Genomic DNA, 12,020 nt, shown 5'->3' with positions numbered 1-12,020 from the left:
TAACGCTTACCGCTCATGGGCACCTCTCTTTAAGTCATCTTAAATGACTCTGAGGTGTCTGTTAAACCTGTGGCGATTCATCTTGGCTAAAAAGGGAGGCTGCGCCGTGAGTTTACAAACAAATTTAAAAGGGCGTCTACGAAATACCTCGCTGCCGAAAAGTCATGGCCTAATGCCAGTATTTGAGGCAGTAGTAAACTCCATTCATTCTATTGAAGAAATGGATAATGCCTCCGAAGGAAAGATTGTTCTCCGCATCAATCGCGCTTCTCAAAGCAGTCTGGATCTAGACACAAAGTCCCAGCCTCCAATCGTCAGTTTTACCATCACCGATAATGGCTGTGGTTTTGACGAGGCTAACTTTAAGTCATTTAAAACTCTCGATTCGGACCATAAGATTGACAAGGGGTGCCGGGGGGTTGGTCGCCTGATGTGGCTGAAAGTCTTTGCTCTGGTCGAAGTGGAAAGCCACTTTTTCGATGTTGATGGTAAGCTTAAAAAGCGCGTATTTCGCTTCAACGATAAATCAGGAGTCCATGGTGAAAAGGTTGTAGAGGCTACATCTCAAAAGCCAGGCACTCTTATCAAGCTGGTTGATTATGATGAAAGCTTTCGAAAGCAGGTTCCTGCAAAAGGCCAGTCCATAGCAAATCAGTTGCTCGAACATGTGCTCTGGTATTTTGTGCGACAGGGAAGCGCACCCAAGATACTTCTAGAGGACACGGACGAGGTTTTTGACCTTGACCATTTGCTTGAAGAGCATATGCATGCCAGCGCATTTCTCGAAACCATTACAATTCGTGATTACCAATTCGACTTAACCCATATCAAGTTTCGTGCATCCGTTAATAAAAAACATCAATTGGCACTCTGCGCAGCCAATCGACTGGTTAAAGAAGAATCTATTCAGGGAAAACTTCCCGGCCTGTACGGAAAAATTTCAGACGCTTCCGGTGAATTCACTTATACCTGCTATGTATCTTCCGACTACCTTAATCAACACGTTCGCAGTGAACGTATTTCTTTTGATATTGCAGAAGATGTTGAAGACATACTCAACGAAGTGAGCTTTAAAGATATTCGGGAAGCTGTATTAACGCGTACTAAAGAGTATCTGCAAGATGTCCTGACAGAAAATGTGTCGGCTGGTCGCAGACGAGTAGATGATTTCATCAACACTCATGCGCCACGCTATCGCCCCATTGCCAATTATGTTGCAGAAGAATTACTGATCGTTGACCCTGAAAAATCAGATAAAGAGCTGGAGCTACACCTGCACGCTCAGTGGTATGAGGTGGAACGTCAGTTAGTGAGCGAAGGCCATGACATCATGCAGCCTCAGAATAAGGAACATGTAGAGTCATACAAGGAACGGCTAGGTGAGTACTTACGCAAAGCTGGAGACCTTAAAAAATCAGACCTTGCCAATTATATTTCTCATCGCAAGGTAATTATCGACCTGCTACAAAAATCTATCGAGCGGCTAGAAGATGGAAAGTACGCCCGTGAAGATATGATTCACGAGCTAATCATGCCTATGCGCAAAGATTCAGCCGAGGTTTTCCTAGACTCTTGTAACCTTTGGTTGATCGATGAACGCTTGGCATTTCATAATTATTTGTCTTCTGATAAAACGCTCAACTCAATGCCAATCACTGGCAATGACTCAACCAAAGAGCCAGACTTGCTCAGCCTGAGAGTGTTTGATAATCCACTTCTTGTTAACGACCAGAGCAGCTTCCCACTTGCTGCTATTACTGTTATCGAAATTAAACGCCCCATGCGTAATGATATGCGAGAAGGCGAAGATAAAGACCCTATTGATCAAGCGCTCAGCTATTTAGAGCGGATACGTGAGGGAAAAGTCACTACAAAATCCGGTCGCCCTATTCCGGGCAATAATGATATACCAGGTTATTGTTATGTACTTTGTGACCTCACTGAATCTATGCATCGGCGCTGTCGTCGAGCCAACTTACGGATCACATCTGATGGAATGGGCTATTTCGGTTACAACGAACCTTCTCATGCCTATATAGAAGTGATTAGTTTTGACCAGTTAGTGAAAGCGGCCAAAGAGCGTAACCGGGCATTCTTCGATAAGCTTGGACTGCCTTCCGCCTAGGAGAGCTAGCTATACGCTGGGTTGCATTATAGATTTAGAAATTTCCATCTGATTGGTTAAAAAATTGAAATGAATATTATAGATACTCTGCAAAACGACCTAGAACGCGCAGAAGCGCTCCAAAATATAATGATCGCAAGAGCTACTGGTGCCCAAGATGAGGCTAATTCTGATTATGTACTTCTAAGAGCTTATTTCCTACAAAATCAATCATTGCTACAACTCTTACCTGATTTTGTAAGAACTAACCGCTCCTTAAAAGAATTTTGGGGATATATAAAAAAAACCGAAAAGTATGATCCTCGCAGAGAAATCATTTATAAAGCTTTTCAGCCCCTCTTAGACTATTTAGAAGGAAAAAATAAAACCCCAGCGGATGAAGACATTTCTAATGTGTTAAGGAGATTTGATGAGGATAGTGTCCATACTGTTTGGGCGAAAGCGCTAGAACGACGCCATACAGATCCAGATGGAGCAATAACATCTGCAAGAACACTTATAGAAACCGTTTGCAAACACATTCTGGATGATATGGGAGTGGCGTACAATAATAAAAACATAGAAATGTCAGAGCTTTATAAAATACTATCAAAAGAACTTAATTTATCGGCCGACCAACATACTGAGAGTATTTTCAAACAGATTCTTGGCGGTTGTTCCGCAGTTGTAAATGGATTAGGTACTCTTCGCAATAAACTAGGTGATGCTCACGGAAAGAATAGATCATCAACGAAGCCATATCCAAGACATGCAGAATTAGCCGTAAACTTATCAGGATCTATGGCCCTGTTCCCTATCAGCACTTGGCTAAATCTTAAAGAGAAAAGTTAACATCTTACTGGTACAAAAGGTAATACGGTACACCGGCTGATTAGTTAACCATCAGGCTTAGCAGTTTATGCTGTTCCTAGCTTGGCTACCAGTCAGCTAATCTTGCATGTATTTGCACCGAACACTGAATTTTACTAATATGACGAGGAAATAGACTCATCCTTTGTTTAACCGCTCTTCTGGCGTTTCCCACTTTAACAATCGCTCAATCGCTGTATCCTCAGACAGGAACTGACGGGCTAGTTGCAGGCGCTCTATGACCTGTATCTTCTGCTGCTCATCAAGCATTGCTGCGTCTAACTCTGCCTCGTGAAAAAACTGTTCCAGCTGTTTGTCTTCAGTCCACTGAACCATAATGGATTTCAGCTCGGTACGACTGGCGCTGTACGCTTTTTCTTCCTGCCTTATTCGCTCCTTTTCCAGATATATAGCATGTTCCCGCTCACGCTGAATGCGCCACTCATCAGCTTCGATTCTGGCCTTTTCTAATTGCTTTGAAATTAGCGGAACAGACTCCTGCATCGCCGAAATCATCTGAGGGATCTGACTAATCAATCCACACTGCTTTGTCTGCCGGAACTGAAGTAACCATTTTGCGGAAGAATAAGGCGAGTAAAGCTGCAACAGAAATCGCCCAGTAGGCAAAGTATGTTTTGATACATGAAGAAAAAGCTCACTATTTCTTCCCCGCATCCATCGTCCCATCTGTTCATCACGAACATAGCGATTTTTGACTTTTTTCGCTGGAACATACTCCGTCATTTCAGCAAGATTAAACGCAAAGTACATATCCCCAACACAAATAATACTAGGCGTATAAGGCCGCCATAAATTGCCCCAGCGATATCCTCCCCCTTTCGGATCTTCCTTAATATCAATATCCGCACGATTCAACCTTTCTCCCGGCGCATCCAACGTAACACGGTACCCCTTTTTCCCTAGGGCATCAAAGAAGCGACTCAGGAACTCTATTGCACTATCAAATCCCGTATCAGAAACGTTGAGATCCAGTAATTTCTTTTTCGTAGGCTTGTAATAGCCATCTTCTGTAACCGAGGAGGCTGGCAAATACTTTTTGAGATCATTTATCAGTCCATAACCATTACCTGTAACAGGAGCTTGCTTTCGGGTTACTGAAGACACTGATTTTGATACAACAATGGCAGAAGGTTGCACTGATGGGTTGTGATTCTCAAGTACCTTTACCGCCCTTCCCTTTTTCAGGGCAGGCAGCGCCGGGATTGCAGGCGCGTTCCCTTTAGCTAGCGCTTTCCAGTAACCAGCAAGCGGCCTGGGTATACACATTTCGCTGCATCTCTTCGCCAATAACTCAGTACTAATGCCATACAGCGCAGTTATACGCTCCGCAGGCTCACGCCAGACCAAGTGATACAGCGTTTCCCGCTCCTGAGGTAAAGTCTGTGCAGAATCGTGTGAATTAATCTCTGGCATTGCGTCTCCCTTTTTTGACTAAAGTCCTCAGAAATCTATGCCTGCTGATCATTAAATGAAATCTGACCTTCTCTCCATTGATTGAGGTATCAATGGTGTAGAAATGTCTGCGTCTAGCAAAAATCTATCTGTCAGATAAGATATTGTCCTGAGGATATGCTTACAACAACACTTGGCACTCATCAAGCATTTGATAACCCGGCCAGAGCAATGCTTTGATAAATAAAAGAAATAATACCATTCTAGCAGGGTGAACAAGTGCTGGTTGGTGCTGTGATAATTAACCTCAGTTAACAGCATCAACCGACATGAGTACAGGTGTGAGTATAAAAATAAAAACTGAAAACAAAATCAATGAATATCAATTAGATAAATATTAAATGACATTTTAACGTTTAAGTTGCTTCTGCTGTCTGATCAGGCTTTCCGGAGCTTTATCAGATCAATGAACGCGAAAAAAATCCACGCAGCTGCGTGGATTTTTGTTTTCATAACGACCGTGCCAGCACCTTAGAAACACAGCTAAAATTGAGCACGCTGGTGAGTGCAATTGTAAGCACACCTGTTTTAGTTCCACGCATTTTTTGAAATTTCCGGTTTTTCAGCCATCAGCCGGTACTCTTCCGGCGTCAGGTTGTTCAGGGATTCATGAGGCCGCTCGTTGTTATAGCGTTCTGCCAGCTCAGTCAGCGCATGGATCACTGGTTCTTCACGTCCGGTATTGGGCTGATAAAAATACACCGTCCTGCTCAACGATAACGTCCTGCAGGCCTGGCGTAAACTCATAGCAAATTGTGCCGTCAGATAGCTGACGAGCTCACGCTTTATCGCTGGTTTTAAAGCTTTTTTTCGATGACGTCTTTTAACGTGAGATTTTCCAGACTCAGGTCGGCAAACATTTGTTTCAAACGTCGATTCTCATCCTCAAGGTCTTTGAATTTTTTAATATCGGCCGCTTCCATCCCGCCATACTTTGCCTTCCAGTTGTAATAGCTGGCCTCCGAAATAGCGACCTCACGGCATACTTTTGAGTAGCATAAAAAAGAAACGACATACTCACCCGTTGGTATTATTTTTTTGTCGACGACATCACCTTTTCTCTAAGTAAAATTCATGAGATCAACTGGCGTACGTCTAATACTTATTCTAGGGTTAACTCATGTCTTCTTGTGTCACATTATTGTTTTTTTAAAGCAAAAAATGTGGTTATTTGAAAAAGGTGAAGGATATGGCTCTAGTCTTCGACAAACGCTTAATTCTTTTTTGCGGCGCCTTTTCCATTATTCCGGCGGCAAACGCAGCGTCTACAAGCGGGACATTTCAGGTACTGATGACGATACAAAAAGCGTGTACCGTCACTGCGGGGTCGGCTTCAAATATTACTCTCGGTCCCGTGAATACCACTGCGACAAATACCAGCGCAAGCAACACAATTTCAATTAATTGCTCAAAAACCACCCCCTACTTTATTGGCCTGGCACCTTCAGCGGCCAACGGCGGGACACCCACGGGATCCGGAGCCATGTCCTCTGTCGCAAATGCAGCAAACAATACCGATAAAGTGCCTTACCAGCTGAACCAAACATCTGCAACAGGACCGGTCTGGGGGAATACGGCCACCGCCACCACGGTAGGAAATGGTGTTGCATCCCAGGGAACTGGGCTTCTACAGAGTTTTACCGTATATGCCACCGCGCCAAGCGCGAACTTCACACCTGACGACTATGCCGACACCGTAACGGTAAACGTTAACTACTAAATTCAGGAACACAGATGACAGTAAAACTGCCTGTACAGCAGTATGCCTGCGCATGCCTGTTAGGAGCGGCTATGAGCGTAAATTCGGCGACAGCCAGCGGATTGCAGGTTGCCCCAGTTACATTAACGCTGCAAGCGTCGCAAAATGCCGATGGGATCTGGCTAAGCAATGCCGGAGAAAACGTGCTGAATGCCCAGGTTCGGGTCTTTCGCTGGAGCCAAAGCGCTTATGGCGATAAGCTGTCTCCCTCTCAGGGGCTGGTTATCAGCCCGCCGATGCTGGCGTTAGCCCCTGGTGAACGCCAGTTGATTCGTGTTATTCGCACCGGCCCGCCATCGACACATACCGAAGATGCCTATCGGTTATCAATTGACGAATTACCGCCAGCAAAATTACAAAAAAATAAACTTCAGTTTGTGCTGCATTATTCCGTACCTGTATTTATTCAACCAACGGCGCAGGCTGAAACCCAGGCCAAATTGCAATGGAAATTACAGCAACTTGACGGCAAAAAATTTCTTGAAGTCAGTAATCAGGGAAATGGTCATGCGCAATTATCAGCGGCAACCTTTATAAACCATAATGGTGCGAAAAAGGTCATTACGCCGGGACTATTAGGCTATGTTCTTCCGGGCTCAACAATGCGGTGGATATTATCCACGTCCGCCAGCGATACCCATTATGGCGGTAAAGTTGAAGTAACAGTTAATGGCCAAAAAACAGTACAAGATCTCTAAGAGATCCTGGCTTCTGGTGAAATGTTGCTTACTCAATGGAGCATTATTATCTGGAATGGTTTCAGCTCACGCGGTCAATAATAACCAGACAAACAGTGGAATTATTGGCGACACAACACCTCTTGCGGGCATCGATTTATATCTCGACGTGACCCTGAATGGAAACCCTGTCGGCTTGGTTCATTTTGGCTATGAGAATGAAAAACTCTATGCTGGCGCCAATACCCTACGACAGTTGGGTTTTCGCTTACCGCATAATACGGCTGCTACCGTCAGCCTGAACGATATTGCCCAACTGAGCATTGACTACAACGTCGAACAACAAACTCTGGCGCTCACTGCGCCGCTCAGTTCCCTTGATCTTGCCACCACGCAGGTGAACCCGACCGGCGAAGCGACACCAATAGCATCAAACTCACGTGGGGCGTTACTCAATTACGATGTCTATGCTCAGCAGGGAGATGAAACCAGCGCCAACACATTTAGCGAGTTGCGCGCGTTTAATGGCTTAGGGGTGTTAAGCACAACCCAACTGACTCAATATTCCACCGCGCCCAACGCAGATAATGCCTTCTACCGCATGGACACCCGCTGGCGCACGTCATTTCCGGAAAATATGTTGGCGATAAACGTTGGCGATACCCTGACAAGCTCGCTCACCTGGTCCCGACCGACCCGCATTGGCGGCATCCAGATAGGAACCGATTTTGGTTTACAGCCGTACATGCCAACCACCCCGCTTCCCTCCTATCTTGGTTCTGCCACGCTTCCTTCAAACGTTGAGTTGTACGTCAATGGGGTTAAGTACTACAACGGGGAGGTTCCGGCCGGAAGTTTTCAAATCAACACCATGCCTAATATCAGTGGCGCAGGGACCGGTCAGGTGATGATGACCGACGCGCTGGGCAGAACGACAGTACAAAATTTCTCGTTCTACAACGATCAGCAACTCCTGCGAGAAGGGCTAACAGCCTGGTCAGCGGAATTAGGCGCAGTAAGAGAGAATTACGGTTACGCCTCATTTGATTATGCCAGTGCCCCTGTGTTTAGCGGGACCTGGCGTCGGGGATTCAGTAACACCTTTACTGCAGGTACGCACGCGGAAACCAGTGATGGGCTGATTAACGCAGGTTTTAGCAATGACTGGGTTCCCGGCCCGCGCAGCGGCACAGTGTCCACCGCATTGGCAGCCAGTACGGACTCAGGGAAAAGTGGATTTTTGTACAGTGTTGGTTACCGTTGGTCAGGTGAACAGTTTAATTTCAGCACCAGCACAACGGCGACGTCGGGTGACTACCGTGATGTCGCGACCCATTATGGTGAGCCGCCACCCTCGCTGAGCAGCAATACGGTAATAGGTTATGCAATGGCGTCAGCCGGCAATGTCAGCCTGAGTTACCTGCAGTTTCGCTATCCGCACGATAGCGCGGTACGCTACGCCAACGCCAGTTGGTTCAAATCCGTCACCGAAAACATCTCACTCAATGCCGGATTTAACCAGAATATTGACGACACCCGCGATCGCAGCGTTTACCTGATGGTGACGGTCACCACCAGCGGTAATCTGAGCGCCAGCAGTACCGTACAACATACCAATAATGAAACCGGCTACCAGATCAATGCCAGCCAAACGCCACCGGGTGACGGCGGCTGGGGATGGAACGTCGCTGCCAGCCAGCAAGCCTCCCGGCAAAGCGGCCAGGGAGAAGTCGGGTATTTGGGCCGTTTCGGAAAAGCCTACACCGGATTTAGCCGCCTGCCCGACAACCACTACGGTTATGCTGGTGCGACCGGTTCCCTGGTTGCGATGGGGGGAGGTTTGTTCGCGGCTCGGGAAATCAACAATGGTTTTGCCGTCGTATCAACAGACGGCATTCCGGACGTGCCAGTCAAGCTGCAAAACAACCTTGTCGGTCGCAGCGACGATCAGGGTCTGCTGCTGGTCACGTCACTCAATAGCTATCAAAACAATCAAATCAGTATTGACCCCATGGATCTACCCGCCAATATGCGGATCGCCCGCGTTGAAGCCAATGCAACGCCGGCGGATCGCTCCGGAACCCTGGTCAGTTTTGGTATCACTCCCGTACGCGCCGCGCAGGTTACTCTCGTTAATGAACAGGGTAAGGCCATTTCCGAGGGCAGCATGGCATATATCACTAACGGCGCAGGCCAGTCATCCGTCGTCGGATTCGATGGTATGGCCTGGTTTGACAGCCTGGAACAGCACAACAGGTTACGCGTTGACACAGATACCGGTAGCTGTAACGCACAATTCGATTATCCCGCCAATGCAAAGGGGATTGTACAAATAGGCCCGCTGGAATGTCGGTCACAATAGCAGGAGTTCATTCATGAAATTAAGACAGTTGCTGTTTATCGCTGCACTCCTCGTCTGTCCAGGGATAAGTCATGCGGTCACCTGCTCCGTCAGTAACGTCCAACCAATTAGTTTTGGTGCAGTGGACCCGTTGTCATCATCAGGCGCAACGACCTCAATGACCTTTACCTGGACTTGTGCAAAAGAAGTGACCGACGTACTGGCGGGGATTAACCTCTGTTTTAATATTGGCGCATCGGGCGTCAGCGGTCAGGTGGCAACACGGAATATGTCGTTAAGCGGAACACCTGCCAGAACGTTGAGCTATCAGCTATATCAGGACGCCGGGCACAGTAAAATCTGGGGGAGTCAGTATCAGAGCGGAACCTCGGTTCCCATGGTACAACTTAACTTGCTCAATTTGCTCCCAGTGACCGGTTCACTGACAGTATCCGCTCAGCTCGTCACGCCGCAAACTTCTGCAGTCCCCGGAAGCTATCAGGACAGCTATACGGCAGCCACGGCGCTTATCACCCTCAACCCTGGATTAGTTATTCCGCCCACCACGTGCGGTGATACCGTTGCCGCCAGACTTCCCTTCAGCGTATCAGCCACTGTCAGCAAACAGTGCAATATCACATCGGCCACTAACATTAGTTTTACCCCGGTGAAGGCAACTCAGCGCAATGCGACAGCATCAAATACCATCGGGGTGGCATGCACCAATAACACCCCTTATACCATTGGACTGCAACCCTCCAACGGCAATACTGCAGGCAACGGTGTGATGAGCGGAACGGGGGCAAACAGCGATAAAGTGCCCTATCAGCTCAGCTCAACGCCAGGGCCTTCCGGCACAGTGTGGGGCAACACCCCGCTCAATACCGTTACAGGCACTGGCACCGGCTCCGCTACGCCATATTCGGTGTATGCCACCGTTCCCAGCGCGAACTACACCCCCGACAACTATGCGGACACCGTCACTATCTCAGTGACCTACTGACGCGCCGCTAAAATGCAATCAAGAAAACACAAATAATTATCATATTGTTTACTTTTAGAGGTGCATCATAAATCTGACAAATAGTCATTCTCACGCACGATGCATATTAAATGCCTGAATTGCTACTTGATCGCAAACATTCGCAAAATCAATAGATAATTATTCACTTAACGCTTAATTCACATATTTTTTATATGGCTATTAGAGGGCTGGAGGACAGGCCGTTTCTTGAAAAAAATGTTAAATTTAAGTTTATATGGTGAGATCCACTGTATACCACGGCCAAATTAAGAACATATTACTTTTATAACTAAGGTTTATCATGGATAAGTTATCTTACGCTTCAGATAGCAGCACATCTGCCTGGAATACCTATCTGCAACAAATCGAGCGTGTGGCCCCTTACCTGGGCGAACTTTCCCATTGGGTGGATACCCTGCGCCACCCGAAACGCGCGCTAATTGTCGATATTCCGGTGCAGATGGATGACGGCACTATTCGCCATTTCGAAGGATATCGTGTACAGCACAACCTCTCCCGCGGCCCGGGAAAAGGCGGCGTGCGTTATCATCCTGATGTTGATCTTAATGAAGTGATGGCCCTTTCCGCCTGGATGACCATCAAATGTGCCGCACTGAACCTGCCGTACGGCGGTGCCAAAGGTGGCGTTCGCGTCGACCCATTCTCGCTGTCCGAAGGTGAACTGGAGCGTTTAACCCGCCGCTATACCAGCGAAATCGGCATTATCATTGGGCCGCAAAAAGATATTCCAGCGCCGGATGTCGGCACCAACGGCAAAGTGATGGCATGGATGATGGATACCTACTCCATGAACCACGGCACCACCGTAACCAGCGTGGTCACCGGTAAACCTATCCACCTTGGCGGTTCGTTGGGTCGTGATAAAGCAACGGGTCGTGGCGTGTTCGTCAGCGGTCTGGAAGTGGCTCGTCGTGCCAATATCGACGTTGAAGGCGCGCGCGTAGCGGTACAAGGTTTTGGTAATGTCGGCAGTGAAGCGGCTCGCCTGTTCGCCAGTGCTGGCGCACGCGTCGTTGCCATTCAAGATCACACTGCCACCCTGTTTAACACCACCGGGATCGACATGACCGCGTTGACCGCCTTGCAGTTGGAGCACAAACAGATTGCCGGTTTCCCGGGGGCGGAAACTATCGCCAGCGAAGCCTTCTGGAGCGTGGAGATGGATATCCTGATCCCTGCCGCGCTGGAAGGACAGATTACCCGTCAACGTGCAGAAATACTGACCTGCAAACTGGTGCTTGAGGGCGCTAACGGCCCAACTTACCCGGATGCCGATGATATGCTGGCAAGCCGCGGTATCATCGTGGTACCCGACGTCGTATGTAACGCAGGCGGCGTCACCGTCAGCTACTTCGAATGGGTTCAGGACATGGCCAGCTTCTTCTGGAGCGAAGAAGAGATCAACAATCGCATGGATAAAATCATGACCGATGCGATGGTTCATGTGTGGGAGAAAGCGGCGGAGAAATCCTGCTCATTGCGCACTGCTGCCTATATTGTGGCCTGCGAGCGTATCCTGCTGGCACGTAAAGACCGTGGTATTTATCCGGGATAATACGACGGCAGATACGTCAACGTTTTGAACGACGATAAACGCCAGTCGTGAGTTACGCCAATAATGCGGCATTATTTGTGGCATTATTGGCGTGTAGTCGCCTGATTCATCCGCCCCGCTTTCTGCGTTTTACTTACCCAATATCTGCGCGGTTTGTTAGCCAATAAACATTAAATCCCATCGCAGCAACCATAAT

At 47.7% G+C, this 12,020-nt stretch carries 8 protein-coding genes and 2 pseudogenes; 7 read left to right on the top strand and 3 right to left on the bottom strand.

Going from position 1 to position 12,020, the window contains the following annotated elements:
• The first annotated feature begins 106 nt into the window (after positions 1-106).
• Both OGY19_RS02285 and OGY19_RS02280 read left to right on the top strand, forming a co-directional pair.
• Positions 107-2,125 carry an ATP-binding protein gene (locus OGY19_RS02285; RefSeq protein ID WP_286596214.1) on the top strand — a complete coding sequence of 673 codons (2,019 nt, stop codon included), beginning with the start codon at positions 107-109 and terminating at the stop codon, positions 2,123-2,125.
• A gap of 69 nt (positions 2,126-2,194) precedes the next feature.
• Complete coding sequence (locus tag OGY19_RS02280) at positions 2,195-2,956, top strand: abortive infection family protein (protein WP_286596213.1); 762 nt, start codon at positions 2,195-2,197, stop codon at positions 2,954-2,956.
• Between the two features lie 156 nt (positions 2,957-3,112).
• On the opposite strand, the gene OGY19_RS02275 is transcribed toward OGY19_RS02280, so the two are convergent.
• The 3 genes and pseudogenes from OGY19_RS02275 to OGY19_RS02265 all read right to left on the bottom strand — a co-directional run.
• The gene (locus OGY19_RS02275) at positions 3,113-4,408 is read right to left on the bottom strand and encodes a phage tail tape measure protein (protein WP_286596212.1); all 1,296 of its coding nucleotides are present in this window, start codon (positions 4,406-4,408) and stop codon (positions 3,113-3,115) included.
• A gap of 567 nt (positions 4,409-4,975) precedes the next feature.
• A pseudogene (locus OGY19_RS02270) lies at positions 4,976-5,077 on the bottom strand (integrase); the annotation flags it as partial.
• Positions 5,075-5,436: pseudogene (locus OGY19_RS02265) on the bottom strand (transposase); the annotation flags it as partial. The pseudogenes OGY19_RS02265 and OGY19_RS02270, both read right to left, overlap by 3 nt.
• 200 nt (positions 5,437-5,636) lie before the next feature.
• Here OGY19_RS02265 and OGY19_RS02260 point away from each other — a divergent pair.
• The 5 genes from OGY19_RS02260 (at position 5,637) to OGY19_RS02240 (ending at position 11,824) form a co-directional block, all read left to right on the top strand.
• A complete protein-coding gene (locus OGY19_RS02260) occupies positions 5,637-6,167 on the top strand; it encodes a Csu type fimbrial protein (RefSeq protein ID WP_048211446.1) in 531 nt (176 codons plus the stop codon).
• 14 nt (positions 6,168-6,181) lie between these two features.
• Positions 6,182-6,904 (top strand): fimbrial biogenesis chaperone, encoded by a 723-nt coding sequence (locus OGY19_RS02255; protein ID WP_048211445.1) that lies wholly within the window; start codon positions 6,182-6,184, stop codon positions 6,902-6,904.
• 55 nt (positions 6,905-6,959) lie between these two features.
• Positions 6,960-9,245: a fimbria/pilus outer membrane usher protein gene (locus OGY19_RS02250; protein ID WP_115601904.1), complete on the top strand. Its 2,286-nt coding sequence runs from the start codon at positions 6,960-6,962 to the stop codon at positions 9,243-9,245.
• A 13-nt stretch (positions 9,246-9,258) separates the two neighbouring features.
• Positions 9,259-10,227, top strand: coding sequence for a Csu type fimbrial protein (locus OGY19_RS02245; protein WP_101742645.1), 969 nt, complete (start codon positions 9,259-9,261; stop codon positions 10,225-10,227).
• 322 nt (positions 10,228-10,549) lie between these two features.
• Positions 10,550-11,824 (top strand): Glu/Leu/Phe/Val family dehydrogenase, encoded by a 1,275-nt coding sequence (locus OGY19_RS02240; RefSeq protein ID WP_286596211.1) that lies wholly within the window; start codon positions 10,550-10,552, stop codon positions 11,822-11,824.
• The last annotated feature ends 196 nt before the right edge of the window (positions 11,825-12,020 follow it).

The organism is Citrobacter sp. Cy070, assembly GCF_030332245.1.
Classification (GTDB): Bacteria; Pseudomonadota; Gammaproteobacteria; order Enterobacterales; family Enterobacteriaceae; genus Citrobacter; species Citrobacter youngae.
Note: the sequence above shows the minus strand (reverse complement) of the source record. Positions and strands in the feature narration are given on the sequence as shown.

Excerpts from the sequence above, each read along its gene's own strand:
- OGY19_RS02280 (WP_286596213.1), top strand. The coding sequence starts at position 2,195 with ATGAATATTATAGATACTCTGCAAAACGACCTAGAACGCGCAGAAGCG.
- OGY19_RS02275 (WP_286596212.1), bottom strand. The coding sequence starts at position 4,408 with ATGCCAGAGATTAATTCACACGATTCTGCACAGACTTTACCTCAGGAG.
- OGY19_RS02260 (WP_048211446.1), top strand. The coding sequence starts at position 5,637 with ATGGCTCTAGTCTTCGACAAACGCTTAATTCTTTTTTGCGGCGCCTTT.
- OGY19_RS02255 (WP_048211445.1), top strand. The coding sequence starts at position 6,182 with ATGACAGTAAAACTGCCTGTACAGCAGTATGCCTGCGCATGCCTGTTA.
- OGY19_RS02250 (WP_115601904.1), top strand. The coding sequence starts at position 6,960 with ATGGTTTCAGCTCACGCGGTCAATAATAACCAGACAAACAGTGGAATT.
- OGY19_RS02245 (WP_101742645.1), top strand. The coding sequence starts at position 9,259 with ATGAAATTAAGACAGTTGCTGTTTATCGCTGCACTCCTCGTCTGTCCA.
- OGY19_RS02240 (WP_286596211.1), top strand. The coding sequence starts at position 10,550 with ATGGATAAGTTATCTTACGCTTCAGATAGCAGCACATCTGCCTGGAAT.